Annotated in this window: 14 protein-coding genes; 9 read left to right on the forward strand and 5 right to left on the reverse strand. The window is 44.7% G+C overall.

Features of this window, described 5'->3' with window-relative positions; all coding sequences use genetic code 11:
• Window positions 1-102 precede the first annotated feature (102 nt).
• A complete protein-coding gene (locus tag ACIPK1_RS03830) occupies window positions 103-921 on the reverse strand; it encodes a Cof-type HAD-IIB family hydrolase (protein ID WP_301388101.1) in 819 nt (272 codons plus the stop codon).
• Window positions 922-1,312: 391 nt separating this feature from the next.
• Here ACIPK1_RS03830 and ACIPK1_RS03835 point away from each other — a divergent pair, with 391 nt between their 5' ends.
• From ACIPK1_RS03835 to ACIPK1_RS03865, 7 genes are all read left to right on the forward strand, one after another.
• Window positions 1,313-2,719, forward strand: coding sequence for a TrkH family potassium uptake protein (locus ACIPK1_RS03835; protein ID WP_008379338.1), 1,407 nt, complete (start codon window positions 1,313-1,315; stop codon window positions 2,717-2,719).
• Between the two features lie 195 nt (window positions 2,720-2,914).
• Window positions 2,915-4,264, forward strand: a complete 1,350-nt coding sequence (locus tag ACIPK1_RS03840) for a Mur ligase family protein (protein ID WP_301388103.1) — start codon at window positions 2,915-2,917, stop codon at window positions 4,262-4,264.
• Window positions 4,257-4,928 (forward strand): type 1 glutamine amidotransferase, encoded by a 672-nt coding sequence (locus ACIPK1_RS03845; protein WP_005233555.1) that lies wholly within the window; start codon window positions 4,257-4,259, stop codon window positions 4,926-4,928. Before ACIPK1_RS03840 ends, ACIPK1_RS03845 begins: the two co-directional genes overlap by 8 nt.
• A 187-nt stretch (window positions 4,929-5,115) precedes the next feature.
• Window positions 5,116-6,708: an alpha-glucoside-specific PTS transporter subunit IIBC gene (locus tag ACIPK1_RS03850; protein WP_005233553.1), complete on the forward strand. Its 1,593-nt coding sequence runs from the start codon at window positions 5,116-5,118 to the stop codon at window positions 6,706-6,708.
• A 13-nt stretch (window positions 6,709-6,721) separates the two neighbouring features.
• Window positions 6,722-8,053, forward strand: coding sequence for a 6-phospho-alpha-glucosidase (locus ACIPK1_RS03855; RefSeq protein ID WP_008379332.1), 1,332 nt, complete (start codon window positions 6,722-6,724; stop codon window positions 8,051-8,053).
• A 63-nt stretch (window positions 8,054-8,116) separates the two neighbouring features.
• Window positions 8,117-8,890: a MurR/RpiR family transcriptional regulator gene (locus ACIPK1_RS03860; RefSeq protein ID WP_016621937.1), complete on the forward strand. Its 774-nt coding sequence runs from the start codon at window positions 8,117-8,119 to the stop codon at window positions 8,888-8,890.
• The gene (locus tag ACIPK1_RS03865; protein WP_301388108.1) at window positions 8,883-9,323 is read left to right on the forward strand and encodes a hypothetical protein; all 441 of its coding nucleotides are present in this window, start codon (window positions 8,883-8,885) and stop codon (window positions 9,321-9,323) included. Before ACIPK1_RS03860 ends, ACIPK1_RS03865 begins: the two co-directional genes overlap by 8 nt.
• 55 nt (window positions 9,324-9,378) lie before the next feature.
• Here ACIPK1_RS03865 and ACIPK1_RS03870 read toward each other — a convergent pair whose 3' ends face one another.
• Complete coding sequence (locus ACIPK1_RS03870) at window positions 9,379-10,209, reverse strand: endonuclease/exonuclease/phosphatase family protein (RefSeq protein ID WP_086316619.1); 831 nt, start codon at window positions 10,207-10,209, stop codon at window positions 9,379-9,381.
• 93 nt (window positions 10,210-10,302) lie between these two features.
• Entirely contained in the window at window positions 10,303-12,477 is a 2,175-nt protein-coding gene (locus ACIPK1_RS03875; RefSeq protein WP_400449949.1) for a PTS transporter subunit IIBC, read from the reverse strand.
• Window positions 12,478-12,728: 251 nt separating this feature from the next.
• On the opposite strand from ACIPK1_RS03875, the gene ACIPK1_RS03880 reads away from it, so the two are divergent.
• Together ACIPK1_RS03880 and ACIPK1_RS03885 are read left to right on the forward strand one after the other, a co-directional pair.
• Window positions 12,729-14,993: a glycoside hydrolase family 65 protein gene (locus ACIPK1_RS03880; protein WP_301388112.1), complete on the forward strand. Its 2,265-nt coding sequence runs from the start codon at window positions 12,729-12,731 to the stop codon at window positions 14,991-14,993.
• A gap of 107 nt (window positions 14,994-15,100) precedes the next feature.
• Entirely contained in the window at window positions 15,101-16,120 is a 1,020-nt protein-coding gene (locus ACIPK1_RS03885) for a LacI family DNA-binding transcriptional regulator (RefSeq protein WP_005227844.1), read from the forward strand.
• Between the two features lie 77 nt (window positions 16,121-16,197).
• Here the strand turns inward: ACIPK1_RS03885 and ACIPK1_RS03890 are convergent, their stop codons facing one another.
• Window positions 16,198-17,163 (reverse strand): ribose-phosphate diphosphokinase, encoded by a 966-nt coding sequence (locus ACIPK1_RS03890; protein ID WP_005233536.1) that lies wholly within the window; start codon window positions 17,161-17,163, stop codon window positions 16,198-16,200.
• A gap of 71 nt (window positions 17,164-17,234) precedes the next feature.
• Window positions 17,235-17,774 carry a C39 family peptidase gene (locus ACIPK1_RS03895; RefSeq protein ID WP_005233534.1) on the reverse strand — a complete coding sequence of 180 codons (540 nt, stop codon included), beginning with the start codon at window positions 17,772-17,774 and terminating at the stop codon, window positions 17,235-17,237.
• Window positions 17,775-17,778: the final 4 nt, after the last annotated feature.

A 17,778-nucleotide genomic window follows, 5' to 3' on the forward strand; every position in this document is an offset into this window, starting at 1 on the left:
TCTTTTATTTCTTTTATCTTCTCATAAATTGCCAGCGTTTTCTTCTGAAATCGTGAAAATTGATCGGAATACTTACCTATTTTTAAGAATCTTAAAGAACGCCTAGACCATCGGGAACAGCTGATCCAATGTGACTAATACTCCATCCTCATCATTTGAGGGACAGACGGCGGTGGCAACGGCTTTGACGTTTTCTGGCGCATTGTCCATCGCATAGCCTCTCTGGCAATAGGCTAACATTTCCAAATCATTGCCGCCATCGCCAAAAGCGACACATTGCTCAGGAGTGATCCCCCATCGCTCTACCAAGCGTGCCAATCCTGATGCTTTGTGGCAGTTAGGCACGATCAGATCCACGGAACCATGCCCACTGCCTGTTGGCACTAGCAAACCAGCTAGTTCTTTTTGAAATAGTTCCGAATAATAGGCCGTTTTTTCGACAGGAACGGTTGGGGCAAATTTCAGGATCGTGTCCTCTACTTGGGCAAAGTCATCGACCCATTGCAATTTGTGGTAATACTTATTTGTTAATTCAAAAAAAGCATCACTGACCGTTCCCCGTTCACAATAAGCACTATTGAGCCCACACATTACATTTTTAACTTCGGGGTATTTTTTACATAAATCTAAGGTTGCGAAAACCGTTTCTCGGGGAATGTCCGCTGCAAAAAGCACTGTTTCTTTGTCTTTGACAAGTGCTCCGTTTTCTGCAACAAAACTCAGCTCGTGATCATAGCCGGGAAATTGAGCCCGCAACTGGTAATACTGATTGCCGCTGGCAACGACAAACTGACAGCCGACTGCTTTCATGCGGGCCAACATGGCCTTGAAGCGGGGAACATCATACGTATAATCCGTGCGCATAAAGGTTCCATCCATATCGACAGCTACTAACTTGATATCATAAGGGTTGGCATTCATCTACTTCTCTCCATTCTGGCTTTCTTTATTAAAGAAAGCGTTTTTCTCACATTATTATTTTAACATGTATATACAACTTCCGCATCCTTTTTCTTGCTAAAAAATCGATTGAAGGGATAGTGCCTCTCAAAAAAGAGACTACTGCTTTACACCATTCAATCGTGCCTACCTTTTCAAAAATCCTTACAATGATTGAAGATCATTCAAAGGCAGACCATCGCTGCCAAACACAAGGATTGATTGGCGGCTCCTTTGCCCGAATGAAAAGAATCACTCCAGAAACGTTTCCTTGCGCAATTTCTGCCCCACATAAATTCTATCCTGCTTTCTTTCAAATCTACTTGGTTCTTTGGTATACTGGGGATAGTTTAATTAGTGAGGGGTTTTTGTTATGAACTTTACCCGCTTTGCTCGCTTGACGCAGCGCAGGAGCAAGACGTTTATTTCCCAGAATGTATCTTCAATCCAAGTGATTGTTTTTTATTATATCGTGATGACGGTGGTCTCTTTGGGGCTTTTTTCACTTCCCTTCTTTCGGGAACCGGGCTCTCATGTCGCGTTTATCGATCTGTTCTTTATGGCGGTCAGCACGGTCAGTGTCACAGGGTTGACTACCTTCCCGATCAATGACGTATTTAACGACCGCGGGGTCATTTTATTGGAAGTCCTCTTTCAAGTTGGTGGTTTAGGGATCATGATGATCTCGACCTTTTTTGCGATCGTTTCACGGCGCAAAATCAGTTTAAAGCAGCGCCAATTGATCATGACAGATATGAACCAGCCAAAGCTTAGCGGGATCGTTCGGATGATTCGAACGACGTTTACCATCATTTTAGTTTGTCAGTTGGTAGCAGGTACGATCTTCGCTGTTTATTTTCATCTTTACGGGTATTATGACAATTGGCGTGACGCGATCTTTTATGGGTTTTATCAAGCGATCTCTGCTGTGACCAACTCAGGGTTTGATGTGACGGGCAATTCCATCTTGCCGTTTTCCCATGATTATTTCTTCCTGACGTGTATCATGATTTTGATTTTTATCGGGGGGATCGGATTTCCAGTGATCATGGACTTTCGGGAATGGGTCCTTTTTAAAATGAAAAAACAACGCCGCCGCTTGCCGTTTCGCTTTTCTTTATTCACAAAAATTGCTGTTTTGGCTTTCGTGATCCTCTTTGTCGGCGGTACATTAGCGATCTTTTTCCTTGAGAAAGATTATTTATTCAAAGATTACAGCTTTAGTGGTATGTGGATGAACAGCATGTTTTATTCCATGACAACGCGGAATGCTGGCCTGCAGATCCATGACTTAGGCAACTTCCAAACCACGACGTTGATCGTTTTCTCCTTGCTGATGTTTATTGGTTGTAGTCCCAGCTCTGTTGGTGGGGGGATTCGGACGACGACCATTGCCATCATTGGGCTGTACCTCTATGCCTTCTTGAAAAGTGAGGACAATATCAATATCTTCGGTCGCCGGATCGATCAAGATGACGTCCGTAAATCAGTGGTGGTCTTCATGCTTTCGATGGGCATGTGCTTCTTTTGTGTCTTATTCTTGACCGCCATCGAGGATATCCCTTTGATCGCCATCATTGTTGAAGTTTCCTCGGCCTTTGGAACCACAGGGCTTTCTTTAGGAATCACGGGCGATTTATCAACCATCGGCAAACTCGTGATTGCTCTTTTGATGTTTATCGGCCGTGTCGGTATGCTGTACACCTTGATGTTATTCGTACCAAAAGAAACACGTGACTTAGGCTACGAGTACCCAACGGAAAAAATCATTATCGGTTAAAACAGCAAACCTGGCAGAAGGTTTGCTGTTTTGCTTTTCAAGCCTTTGATCATCGCAAGTAAAAGAGCCATTTATCAGAATGGTCTTTGTAGAAATTTAAAGAATCGCAAAAGCAATTTAACCTTTTTCTTGGTATATGGTATGATAAATTGAATTTGCACAACGAAAGCATTCGCTCTAATGGAGGGTTACATTATGGGAATACGAAGTCATCTGGCTGTTTCAGTCGGTAAGACCTCTCAATGGGTATTAAAGAACTTTTTCAAAGGTGGCTCAAGCCTGCCTGGTAAATTAGCATTAAAAGTTGATCCACATATATTAGATCATTTGGCGAAAGATTACCAAGTCGTCGTGATTACAGGCACCAACGGCAAAACATTGACGACTGCCTTGACTGTCAATATTTTGCGCCAAGAATTTGATGAAGTATTAACGAACCCCACCGGTGCCAATATGGTCCAAGGGATCGTTTCAACCTTTCTATCGGCACGCCCTAAAAAAGGCAAAAAATTTGCGGTTTTAGAAATCGATGAAGCCAGTCTCAGCAAAGTAACGAAGTACATCAAACCGGAATTGTTCGTTTTCACCAATATTTTCCGCGATCAAATGGACCGTTATGGCGAGATCTATACGACCTATAAAATGATCGTTGAAGGTGCCGCAAACTCACCGGAAGCAACGATCCTCTGCAATGGGGATTCGCCACTGTTCAATTCGGTGGCAACTGTCAATCCGCGGAAATACTATGGATTTGATCATTTGCCAGATGAAGAGCAGATGGCCCATTACAATACGGATGGCGTGTTGTGTCCTGAGTGTCATCACATTTTGCATTATAGAATGATCACCTATGCCAATCTTGGGAAATACTACTGCCCAAATTGCGGCTTCCATCGACCAGAATTGGATTATAAACTGACGGAAATGACTGCAATGGACAACACCTCTGCTGATTTTGTGATCGATGGCAATGACTATCGCATCGAAGTTGGTGGGATGTACAATGTCTACAATGCGCTGGCGGCAACTGCGGTTGCGGAATATTATGGCGTAGCACCTGCAAAAATCAAATCTGGTTTGGCCTATGACGAAAAAGTCTTTGGCCGCCAAGAAGCGATCCGCATCGGGGACAAAGAATGTACGTTAGTTTTAGTTAAAAACCCTGTTGGTTTGAACCAAGTCATCGATATGATCGGCCTGTCGCCCTATCCTTTCTCACTAGTCAGCTTGTTGAATGCCAACTACGCAGATGGGATCGACGTCAGCTGGATTTGGGATGGCGACCATGAAGCGTTTGCCGATATGGGGATTCCTCAAGTGATCGCTGGTGGTGATCGTCACAAAGATATGGCGTTGCGGTTAAAAGTTGCGGGGATCCCTGAAGAGAAAATCATTGAAACCCCTGAACTTGATGACGTCATCAAGCAAATTGCAGACTTACCAACAGAAAAAGTCTATATTTTAGCGACTTACACTGCAGTCCTGCAGCTACGCAAAAAGCTTGCGGAAAAAGGCTATATCAAAGGAGGAATGAGTCGTGACTAAGTATCAACTGAATGTTGCCCACTTGTATGGAAATCTTTTGAATACTTACGGCGACAACGGCAATCTCTTGATGTTGCGCTACGTGGCCGAAAAACTAGGCGTGACCTTCAACGCAGAAGTCGTCAGCATTCACGAGCCCTTCGATCCTGAAAAATATGATCTCGTCTTCTTCGGTGGCGGACAAGATTTTGAACAAGTGATCGTTTCACAAGATATCCAATCAAAAAAAGAAGCCCTGACCAGCTATATCGAAAATGATGGCGTGATGCTGGCAATTTGCGGCGGCTATCAATTGCTGGGTCATTACTACATCGGTGCCAACGGCGAGAAAATCAAGGGGATCGGTGCCTTGGATCATTACACCTTAAGCCAAGAAAACAACCGGTTCATCGGTGACATCGTGATCCACAATGAAGAATTCGATGAGACCTATTATGGCTTTGAAAACCATAATGGCCGTACTTTCTTAGGTAAAGGGGAAAAACCATTGGGGAAAGTCATCCAAGGACAAGGAAACAATGGCGAAGACCAAACCGAAGGTGTGGTTTACCGCAATGTGTTCGGCTCTTACTTCCACGGACCGCTTCTCGCAAGAAATGAGCATTTGGCAGAGCGCTTGATCCGCACCGCCCTTGCCAATCGTTATGGCAACGTCGAAATTTAAATACACGTACTTAGCAAACAAACCTGTTTTTCGCAGGTTTGTTTTTTTATGGGAAATTTCCCCGCAGTTGCTACCTTTTCTCTTTGTTTGCTTCTACGTTCCTATGCCGCCTCACTTTATTGTAACCGCTATCTTTCTTTTCTATACTGAGATTGTAGTAAAAATTGAAAGGAGATGTTAAGAAATTATGATGGAAAAAGTTCAGCGGTTTGGCGGTGCGATGTTTACCCCGGTCCTCTTGTTTTCATTTTCGGGGATCATGGTCGCGCTGTGTATTATCTTTAAAAATCCGATGCTTGTGGGGAGCATCGCCACTGAAGGCTCTACTTGGTTCAACATTTGGACGATCATTGAAAACGGTGCATGGACGGTCTTCAACCAAATGGAATTACTATTTGTTATTGGATTACCGATCGGTCTCGCAAAAAAAGCCAATGCGCGAGCGGCAATGGAAGCCTTTGTCGTCTATATTACTTGTAATTATTTTATTTCTGGCATGATCGAGTACTTTGGTCACTTCTTCGGTGTCAACTTTGCAGCTGATCCCGGCGGTGAGAGTGGCTTGAAAATGATCGCCGGCATCAAAACATTAGATACTGGTATTATCGGAGCAATTTTTATTTCGGCGATCGTCGTCTATCTTCACAACAAGTTTTTCGATACGAAGCTGCCTGATTTTCTCGGAATCTTCCAAGGCTCTTCCTTTGTCGTGATCCTTGGATTCTTTTTGATGTTGCCAGTCGCTTTCTTGATTGCATTGATTTGGCCGAAAGTCCAAGCTGGCATTGGGTCCATGCAAGGGTTTCTAGCAAGTGCTGGGGTCTTTGGGGTCTGGCTCTATACTTTCTTAGAGCGAATATTGATCCCCACAGGTCTCCATCATTTCGTGTATACCCCCTTTGTTTTTGGTCCTGCTGTCGTCGAAGAAGGAATCTCCAAATACTGGATGGCACATTTACAAGAATTTGCCCAATCCACCAGACCATTGAAAGAGCTTTTCCCTGAAGGGGGCTTTGCTTTACATGGCAATTCTAAGATCTTTGCTGCACCGGGGATCGCTGCTGCTTTTTATTTCACAGCCAAGCCTGAGAATAAAAAGAAAGTATTAGCGATTTTGATCCCTGCCACTTTAACTGCCGTTTTAGCTGGTATCACTGAGCCATTGGAATTCACCTTCCTCTTTATCTCACCACCCCTCTTTGCGGTGCACGCTGTTTTAGCAGCGACCATGGCGGCAACGATGTTTGCCTTCGGGGTCGTTGGAGATATGGGGGGCGGCTTGATCGATCTGTTAGCGAAGGTCTGGATTCCGCTATTTCAAAATCATCGCAGTATGATCTTCACGCAGTTGGTGATTGGGTTAGCCTTTACTGCGCTTTATTTCCTTGTTTTCCGCTTCTTGATCCTCAAATTTAAGTTAGCCACACCAGGACGGGAAGAAAACAATAGCGAAGTCAAACTATACACCAAAAAAGATTACAAAGAAAAACAAGCCAACACTGGAACTCCAGTGATTGCCGGTGCCAATCGCTACACCGAACAAGCCGCAGTCTACTTAGAAGGGTTTGGCGGTCGCGACAATATCGATAAAGTCACTAATTGTGCCACTCGCCTAAGAATCACCGTCAAAGATCAAGACCAAGTGCTGCCAGATGACATCTTTAAAGGCGCTGGTGCCCATGGCGTCGTTCGCAACGGCAACGCCTTCCAAGTGATCGTTGGCCTGGATGTGCCACAAGTGAGAGAACAATTCGAAAAATTATTAGCTGTATCAGACTAAGGAGGAAACAAAAATGAAAAAATTTTCAATCGTGATCGCTGGAGGCGGCAGTACCTTTACCCCTGGAATCGTCTTGATGCTTTTAGAACACTTGGATCGTTTCCCGATTCGCCAAATCAAGTTTTACGACAATTTGGAAGAACGACAAGAAAAAGTGGCACAAGCTTGCGAGATTTTATTGAAAGAACGCGCACCCGAAATCAGCTTTTTAGCAACCACTGATCCCGAAACCGCGTTTCAGGATGTCGATTTTGTGATGGCGCATATCCGAGTTGGCTTGTATGCGATGCGCGAAAAGGATGAAAAAATCCCTTTGAAATATGGTGTGGTCGGCCAAGAAACTTGTGGTCCTGGCGGGATCGCTTATGGGATGCGTTCTATCGGCGGTGTATTGGAGTTAGTCGATTATATGGAAAAATATTCCCCTGATGCGTGGATGTTGAATTATTCCAATCCTGCAGCGATCGTCGCAGAAGCGACTCGTAAATTGCGCCCTGATGCTAAGATCATTAATATTTGTGATATGCCAGTGGGAATCGAAGAACGGATGGCGCAAGCGATCGGTTTAGCTTCTCGCAAAGAATTGGTCGTTCGCTATTATGGCTTGAATCACTTTGGCTGGTGGACAGATATACGAGACAAAGCTGGCAATGACTTGCTGCCGCAGATCCAAGCGCATGTAGCAAAATACGGCTATTCATTGCCAGAAGAAATCGAAGCGAGCCAACATGCTGATGCCAGCTGGATGCACACCTTTGCCAAAGCAAAAGAAGTGTACGAGGTTGATCCATCCACTTTGCCAAATACCTACTTGAAGTATTACTTTTTCCCTCAAGATGAAGTGGCGCACACCAACCCATCTTTTACACGGGCAAATGAAGTCATGGCTGGCCGCGAAAAACACGTCTTTGGTGAATGCCAACGCATCGTAGAAAACCAGACAGCGACTGACACCACGCTTGAAGTGGATGAACACGCCAGCTACATTGTTGACCTTGCACGAGCGATTGCTTATAACACGCAAGAACGAATGCTGTTGATCGTGCCTAACGAAGGAGCGATCGTCAACTTTGATGAACAGGCAATGGTGGAAGTGCCTTGTATCGTCGGCAGTAACGGGGCAGAACCAATCACACAAGGCAAGATCCCTCGCTTCCAAAAAGGATTGATGGAACAACAAGTCGCCGTAGAAAAATTAGTCGTGGAAGCTTGGGCAGAGGGTTCTTACCAGAAGCTGTGGCAAGCACTGATTCTTTCAAAAGTGGTCCCAAATGCCCGTGTAGCCAAAGAATTACTCGATGAATTGATCGAAGCAAATCAAGCCTTTTGGCCAGAATTACACTAGCCAGCGTTCTTCGCCTCCCCTCCTGGCTTTTCAGCTATACTTAATCAATAAGGAGGGGTTTTTGTGAAATTACAGTATTTGATTCAACAGCACCAAGCAGAGTTAAGTGAACTTGATCGTGGCATTCTGAACTATATTCTTTCCCACGGCGATACCGTTCTATCTATGGGGATCGTCGAGCTATCCGAGCAGGTTCACGTCTCAAAGTCTTCTATTTTACGGTTGACGAAAAAACTTGGTTTTTCTGGCTATTCCGAGTTCAAATATTTTCTACGGCATCAGCAAGAACAGGCAACAACGATTTCGCAGCAAAAAACGATTTTTGAAAAGCAACAAGAGGATATTTTCGCCACCCTAAACTATGTAAAAACAGTAGACTTAGCTGCCCTCAACCGCTTGTTTGACCGCAGCAAAACCATCTACTGCTACCCAACTGGGTTTTCCCAAAAGAAAGCACTGGAGGAGTTTTCCAAAATGATGCTTTCTATGGAAAAACGAGTGATCGTATTGCCGAACAAAACGGAATTTGATATGGTCATGCCGATGATCACTGCCGAAGATTGTGTGATCATCGCCTCACTCAGCGGCGAAACAGAAAACGTCAAAGAGAATCTGACGACTTTTGCGATTCGTCAGATTCCCGTTTTGACATTGAGTGCGCCAGGAGATAATTATTTTGCTCGCCATTCAACGTTTCACCTGACCTATTATTGCGATTTTTTTCAAATCGGTCGCAAGAAAATCCCTAGCCAGTCTTTGATTGGACTGAGCTGCTTGATTGATTATTTGATCCGTTCCTATGGACTATTCACTTTACAGGAGGGCAACCATGACTAAACGAAAATGGGCGTTTCCATTGATTTTACTGAGTTATTGGCTTTTGATCGCCGGTGCTTACTATCTTTATCTTTCCTTGACTGCCTTCAACCATGGGATGACCTTTGCCCAGTACCTTAGCTCGCAACCGTTAGCCGCTTTAGGGGTCTTGTTAAGTAGTCTCCTTTTGCTGCAAGGGGCTTGCCTGTACTTTATTCAACGGTTTTCCATGAGTAAAAAAGGCCTTTTGGGACAGTATTTATTTCTGATTTTCTTTCAACAGTTGCTGACAGCGAATGTCATCGGCGCAGGACTCGTCTTTTTTACAAGAAGAAGTCTTTCGAGTCAGGAGGAAACCGCAACGTGGGGCGAAAAGAGTTTTACCTATGGGGCATTAGCATTCATTCTTTTATTGAGTTTATTATTTTTCCTCCTTGTTCGTTCAGCGATTTAACTTCCCCAAAAAGAAAAGCAGTGCCAACCGGCACTGCTTTTTGCTGTCGCTCATGTTAGTTTGGATCTGTTTTTGAAGCAAAAACCACTTTGATTCCAAAGTGATCGCTGACGATTGGAGTACGCGTTCCGTCAAAAACGACTTCATATTCCGTTGCTTGCAGGTCATTAGATGCAAAAACATAATCAATCCGCAATGCTTCTCGATTGTCTTGCCAACCATCAATGGCTTTAACGACAGAGGCTTCCCCGGTCGTTTCAGCAGCCGTTAAAAAGCTGTCTTGCAGCTGTAAGGAGCTGTCAAGGACGAGTTGATGACCAGAACTGGCCGCATCGTTGTTGAAATCTCCTAAGATCAATAAGGTATCTGCCCGTTCTGCTAAAAATGCTTCTGTCTGTTGCCACTCGTAGGCAAATTTACCGTCTTGCCACCAAGAAAAGTGACAACTAACGACTTGTACGATCTGCCCATCGGCTTCAGTCACGCCGCTCAGGTTTTTGCGCGTGGTATGATCCCAGACATCCGTGGCTTGTGAAGCCAGATATTCTTTGGCAATGATGGGCTGTTTGGACAATAAGGCATTGCCTTCGTGGTAAATGTCATAGCCTACGTGACTGTAGGTCCATGACCAATAGTAGTCACAGTCTAACAGTTGCAGTTCTTCCACTAGGCGTAAAGCAAAATTGTCCTCCTTGATTTCCACCAGCGTATCTGTCGGGCAATAAAGCCCATCAGGAACGATGGTTTGAGCAGCGATCGTTTGGTTGACTTCTTGCAAGGCGATGATGTCATAGTCGCCTGTTGCAATCTCTTGTGCGATCATTTTGCATTTTTCTAGCTGATTTTCTTCTAACCAGCTATGGGTGTTCAATGTTAATACCTTCATGAATAAGGCTCCTTCTCTCGGTTTGCTTGTACGATTCCTTTTAAAAATAAAAGAGAGCGGGTCAACAAAAGAGTCGACCCGCTTGTCATTTTATTATAGTTTTACGATTCCAACAACTGCGGCTGCTTGTTGCTTGCCGATTTGGGTCAATTCAAAGGAATCGATTTGATCGCTGTTGGTCAACACTACAACGATGGTGGTGTCTTTGCCAGCAGCACTTACTGCAGCGAGATTCATCTCCGCTAACTTGTCACCGACCGCCACTTGTTGTCCTTCAGTGACAGCTACCGTAAAGGGTGCACCGTTTAAGTCAACGGTATCTAAGCCCATGTGAACCAATACTTCGATGCCTTCATCAGAAAGCAAGCCGATCGCATGTTTCGTTGGGAAGATGTTGGTGACTTTCCCGCTGATTGGTGCGACAACTGTCGTCTGCTCTGGACGCACGCCATAACCGTCACCCATCATTTTTTCCGCAAACACTTGGTCTTTGACAGAGGTGATCGGCATCACTTCTCCAGTGGCAACGGCAGCTAGTTCAGCTGTCACGCCTTGGCTTTGATGGGTAGTGGTTTCAGCTGGTGCTTGACTAGCAGTCGGTTCGGGAATCGTGACACCAGAATCTAAGATATCTTGAATGTCTGATTTTAAGACATCTGCTTTCGGTCCATAGACTGCTTGCACACCGTTGTCTTTTACGATCAAGCCTAACGCCCCTGCGGCTTTCCACGCTTTTTCATCGCCGACCGCTTCCCGATTTTTCACAGAAACTCGTAAACGGGTCATACATGCATCAACGTCGGAGATATTTTCACGTCCCCCTAATAAATGAATGATTTTCACGACTTGCGAATCTGGGTTCAAGTTGCCATCCGCCGAAGCAGTTGCTGGCGCATCGCTGGCCCCTTCTGTTTCATAGTTGCCGTTTCTACCTGGTGTTGCAAAGTTGAATTTTTTGATCAAGAAGTTTGCCAAGAAATACATCCCGACACCAAAGACGATGGTCACTAACACAAAGTTGATCAAATCTTGTCCTAAGCCGGCATTGATCGCCATTGGGGTACGGGTCAACAACTCGATATTCCCAAAAGAATGGACCCGTAAGTTGACGATATCCGCCATCGCAAACGCCGCCCCTTGTACGACTGCATAAACGATGTAAAGCGGTACGGCAGCAAACATAAACATGAACTCCAACGGTTCTGTTACCCCTGTCAAGAAGACAGCGATGGCAGCTGATAAATACATAGAGGTATATTTGTGCCGTTTGTCCGCATCGACATTGCGGTACATGGCATAAGACAAGCCCATCAAGATCCCAGATGAACCAATCATTTGTCCAACTTTAAAGCGGGCAGGAACAAAGTTTTCCAATAAAAATTGATATTGTGACGTATCGCCAGCATTGCGCATATTCACTAGATCTGTTGCCCAAGCAAGCCATAATGGGTCTTGTCCAAAGACTTGGGTGCCGGCTTGTGCCCCAGAAAGAATTGTGTAGGTTCCACCTAATTCGGTGTAGTTGATCGGGATCGTCAACATATGATGCAGCCCGAATGGTAAGAGCAGCCGCTCCAAGGTTCCAAACAAGAAAGGTGCTAAAACGGGCGCACTTTCTTGTGATTGCGCGATCCATAAACCGAAGTTGTTGATGCCGGCTTGAATGTAAGGCCAAACGATTGATAACACTAATGCGACGACTACTGAACGGGCAATCACCACGAAAGGAACAAAGCGTTTGCCGTTAAAGAAGGAAAGCGCATCCGGTAATTTGCGGAAATTATAGTATTTGTTGTAAGCTGTTGCCCCCACAAAACCGGCGATGATCCCGACAAAGACGCCCATGTTCAAAGCAGGTGCTTCTAATACACTAGTAAAGAAACCGTCGATCATGATCTTTGTCCCAAACAACGTATGGGTAAAGGCGCCTTCTTCGGTTAACATCGCGCTCGTCACGCCAAAGATCGAACCAGTGATCCGGTTGATCAAAATAAAGGCGATCCCGGCAGCAAATGCCCCACCAGCTCGCTCTTTAGCCCAACTACCACCAATAGCTAATGCAAATAATAAATGCAGGTTACCAATAATTGCCCAACCAATGTTTTCAATGACGCCTCCTGTGGTGATCAAGAATGCCCAGTCGGCATTGATCATTGGGATCGTTTTCCCAATACTGATCATCAAACCAGCGGCTGGCATAACAGCGACAACCACCATTAGCGCTTTTCCGAATTTTTGCCAAAATTCGAAGCTCAATAATTTTTTCATCTTCCTTCTTCCTTCCCTGAATCGATTTACGCAATCGGTTTCTTAATAATTTCATTCTAACGGAGAAAAAAGATTTTGTAAACCCAGAAATATCAAAAGGGATTCTATTCGCTTTTCCACCTTTATATAACTGAATCTTTCTTTCTCGATGTTTCCTAATAGGAAATTCTTTAAACGCAACAACTTTCACTTGACGATGCAATCGTTTGCGCTTATGATAGAGATATCAAAAAGATTCTGGAGGGACTTTCATGAAAAAAATCCAACGATTGTTCGAGATCGATCCATGGAAAATCGCGACATCTACCTTAGATAAAGAAAATCGTCGACTGCAAGAGTCGCTAACAAGTATCGGGAATGGCTACATGGGAATGCGCGGCAACTTTGAAGAACAATACAGCGGCGATCATCACTTAGGTACCTATATCGCAGGTGTCTGGTACCCAGACAAAACCCGTGTTGGCTGGTGGAAAAACGGCTATCCTGACTATTTTGGCAAAGTGATCAATGCGGTCAACTTTATTGCAATGGACCTATTTATCAATGACCAATTAGTCGACTTAGCAAAAATCAGCCCAAGTGATTTCCATTTAGAACTAGACATGGAAACTGGGATTTTACGCCGCAACTATACTGTGACTTTAGCAGGTGCAACGGTTAAATTCTCTTTTGAACGCTTCTTGAGCATCGTAAAACGTGAACTTGCCCTCATTAAGATGGATGCTGAGATCATTGAAGGCGACGCTGAGATCAAAGTCATTTCTAAACTAGATAACAACGTCCATAACGAAGACAGCAACTACGACGAACGTTTCTGGGAAGAATTAGCTCATGGCCAAACCGAAACCTTCCATTACTTGACGACTCGGACCGTAGAAAATAATTTTGACATTGAACGCTTTACTGTCACTTCTGCTATGCGTCATAGCCAAACACCGATTGATTCCGTGAAAAGCGAACTTTGCGTCGCTGATACCTTTGCCTTTTCTGGGGCAGCCGGTGACACCTTCTCATTGATCAAAGAAGTCTTGATCGTTACGAGTCGTGATGTTCCCGCTCATGATCATCCAGCAAAAGTCACCGAATTAGGCACTTTATACAAAGCAGATTATGATGCGTTGCGTGCAGAACAAGTCGCTGCTTGGAAAGCCCGCTGGGATTTAGCCGATGTGATCATTGAAGGCGATGCTGCGGCGCAACAAGGGATTCGTTTCAACCTGTTCCAACTGTTTTCAACCTATTATGGCGAAGACGAGCGCTTGAACATCGGACCGAAAGGCTTTACTGGTGAAAAATATGGCGGTGCGACTTACTGGGATACCGAAGCCTATGCAGTCCCATTGTATTTGGCATTAGCAAAACCAGAAGTGACCCGCAACTTGTTGAAATACCGTCACAACCAATTGCCGCAAGCCCATATCAATGCGCAAAAACAAGGCTTAGCAGGTGCCCTTTACCCAATGGTGACCTTCACTGGGATCGAATGCCACAATGAGTGGGAGATCACTTTCGAAGAAATCCACCGAAACGGTGCCATCGCTTATGCCATCTACAACTTTACGAATTATACTGGCGATACAAGTTACCTGAAAAAAGAAGGATTAGAAGTGTTAAGCGCGATTTCACGTTTCTGGGCAGATCGTGTCCACTATTCAAAACGTCAGCAAAAATACATGATCCATGGCGTCACTGGACCAAACGAATACGAAAACAATATCAATAACAACTGGTACACCAATAAAATGGCTACTTGGGTCTTAGCTTATACCTTAGCCAGCTATGAAGCCTTCAAAGACGAAGCGACTGTCACGATCTCAGACGAAGAACAAGCCAAATGGCAAGACATCATCGACAATATGTACTTCCCAGAAGACCAAGAGCTTGGTGTGTTCGTCCAGCATGATACCTTCTTAGACAAAGACTTGATGTCCGTTTCCGATCTTGATCCAAAACACTTGCCGTTAAACCAAAATTGGTCGTGGGATCATATCTTGCGCTCTTGCTTTATCAAGCAAGCCGATGTTTTGCAAGGGATCTACTTCTTCGGCGATCAATTCAGCAAAGAAGAAAAACAACGGAACTTTGATTTCTATGAGCCGATGACAGTGCATGAATCTTCCCTTTCCCCAAGTATTCATGCGATTTTGGCAGCGGAATTAGGTATGGAAGAAAAAGCGTTGGAAATGTATGAGCGGACTGCTCGTCTTGATTTGGACAATTACAACAATGATACCGATGATGGCTTGCACATCACTTCTATGACCGGCAGCTGGTTAGCGATCGTTCAAGGCTTTGCTCAAATGAAAACCGATCACGACCACTTAGGGTTTGCGCCATTCTTACCTAAAACGTGGAGCCGCTATGCCTTCCACATCAACTATCGTGGACGTCTGCTCTTTGTTTCCGTCAATGAGTCAACGGTGACTTTGAAAAAAATCAGCGGTGAGGCATTGCCAATCAAGGTGTATGGCAAAGACTATGTTTTAGAAGACGAAATCAGTACAGCGATCAACTAAACAAGCCTTCTGAAAGAAGAAATGTCTGCATTTCTTCTTTCTTTTGATTGGCTCTACCCTTGTGCCGACACTTTGTGATACTATAAGCTAAAAAAGGAGGGAAATCAGTGAGCATTACGGTCAAAGATGTCGCCAAAAAGGCTGGCGTCGCTACATCCACGGTTTCTCGTGTCGTAAACGATCATCCCAGCATTTCTGAAGATACCAAGAAGAAAGTGCGCAAAGTAATGGCAGAAATGGGCTATGTCCCCAATCTTGCAGCTCGAAATCTCGGCAAACAGATATCCAGTGCCATCGGCGTGATCTTGCCGCCCCTTGATTCGAAAGAACGACTAGGAAACCCCTTTTATTTAGAAACGATCGAAGCCATCAATGAAGAGGCCCGCCATCATCAAATGACGGTTGCCGTTGCCTCCGCCCGTGACTTTGCTACATTACTAAAAAACGTGGAACGGATGCACCTGCAAAAACAAGTAGATGGCTTTATCTTGGTCTATTCCGATGAAAAAGACCCCATCATCGACTATCTGGTCGAAAAAGAAGTCCCTTTTACCTTGATTGGTCAACCATACAGCAATGAAGACAAAATCGTTTTTGTCGATAATGACAACCAGTTGTTAGGCAAGCAAGCAACCGAGCATCTGATCGCCCAAGGGCATACGAAGATTTTATTTGCTACTAATACGACCCATGAAAATCTGTATTTCGAACGTTTTTTCGGCTACCAAAAAGCCATGATGCTGGCAAATCTCCCCTTTTATCCAGCATTGACCTTTGAAAAAGCGGAAGATTACGTCACGTTTGAAGAAACGATCAAAGAATCCCAAGCAACTGCCATCGTCGTGATCGATGATCTGTTCGCTGTGCGGATCATTCAATTAGCGACGATGTATGGCTACAAAGTCCCGGATGACTTATCCATCATCAGTTTCAATAATTCGATCTTTGCTACTTTGACACACCCGTATTTGACTAGTATCGATATCAACGTGTTGTCCTTAGGAAAAATCGCTACCGAACGGCTGATGGCGCAATTGAATCATGAAGATTCAAACGGCGTACAGCTGGTCGTACCACATAAGCTGATCAAACGAGAAACGGTCTTGAACCGCAACCAGTTGAACTGATCCGCTGTGTTTGGTCCACTTCCCCCACACGCAAAAGCACCCGCTGTCCCTAAGGATAGCGGGTGCTTTTCATATTTTTATTTATACTCTTTGCTTTCCAGGCGGAACAATGGACTCATTGGTGTATTTTCGTGAATGCGGCGAACGGCTTCCCCCATCAATTCAGCACAAGAAATGTAGTGCAGTTTTTCTGGATGGCGTTCTTCGCTGGTCCAACAAGAATCGGTGACACAAATCCTTTCAATCGCTGATTGATCCAAAATTTCTTTAGCTGGCGGCGAAAGTAAGGCGTGAGACACACAAGCATACACTTCGCTGGCACCAGCTTCCTTCAACAAGTCTGCCGCTTTTGCCAATGTATGGCCGGTATTTAAAATGTCATCAACTAAAATACATTTTTTCCCAACGACATCACCAATCACATAGCCGCCATCGGCTTCATCTTGATCGACGATCGCGATCGCTGTATCTAAGTATTCTGCCAAACTACGGGTCCGTTGGACACCGCTGTTTTTTGGTGAAACAACGACATAGTCGTCACCAGTCATTTTTTGTTCGCGATAATAATGAGCAAACAATGGGATCGTAAAGAGATTATCCACTGGGATGTCGAAAAACCCTTGAACTTGGACGGCATGCAGATCAAGCGTCAAGATCCGAGAAGCCCCTGCTTCCACCAGCATATTGGCAATCAATTTTGCAGTAATCGGCTCATGCGGGTTGGCGGTTCGGTCTTGCCGCGCATATGCGTAATAAGGCAAAACGACATTGATGGTCTTCGCACTAGCCCGTTTCATCGCATCGATCATGATCAGCAACTCTAAATAATGATCATTGACGGGTTCATTCGTCGATTGAATGATATAAATATGGTCGCCCCGCACACTTTCTTCAATATTGATGGCAATCTCTCCATCACTAAACTGTGTCACTTTTGACTTCCCTAGTTCTGTACCGAAAACTTTCGCAATGTTTTCTGCTAATGGTAAATTTCCATTTAAACTAAAAATTTTCAACGAACTATCTTTATAACTTTCGCCCATGATTGCCTCCAATGAATGTGGTTGTTTTCTTCTATTCTAGCACAAAGTGACTGTTTTTTTAACCGTCTCGTTCAAGGAAGTGTGACGGTACCGTTTACCCAACTGGCGGGAATTACTTTTTTGTAGTTGCCCCAGTTGTCATGAACTTTAAAATAGCGTTCTCCGCTGGCGGTTTCGGCGTAGGCGTAAGCCACGACCCAATGATTGCCATATGTGCTGCCTAAAGGCTTCAAAATACCGATGATCACCGGTTTGCCTTCGTCGATTCGTTTGCACGCTCGATGCCAACCGCCAACAACGGTCGCACGTCCGCGGTAAGGCAATTGGAATTGATCGAAAAACCGAGTCAAACCATGACTGACTTGCCAAGCGATCGTCGGCAACCCATGAGGCTGAATCAGCACACGCAGCATTTCCGTCACTACTGTCAGATCCCGCTGTTTTTTTCGGCGAAACGCTTTCGGGATGATCGTTTCATCGATGTAATCTTGATAGTAGGCCAAAAAGACGGCTGCCGCATAGGTGCCGCATAAATACCCTGAAGGAGTGACCCACTGCTTATACGGACGAAACCGCTCTTCGGCGATCCCTTTCCACTCTACTTGTTCCATCTCG

It is taken from the genome of Enterococcus sp. NPDC086594 (assembly GCF_044746145.1).
Classification (GTDB): domain Bacteria; phylum Bacillota; class Bacilli; order Lactobacillales; family Enterococcaceae; genus Enterococcus_D; species Enterococcus_D entomosocium.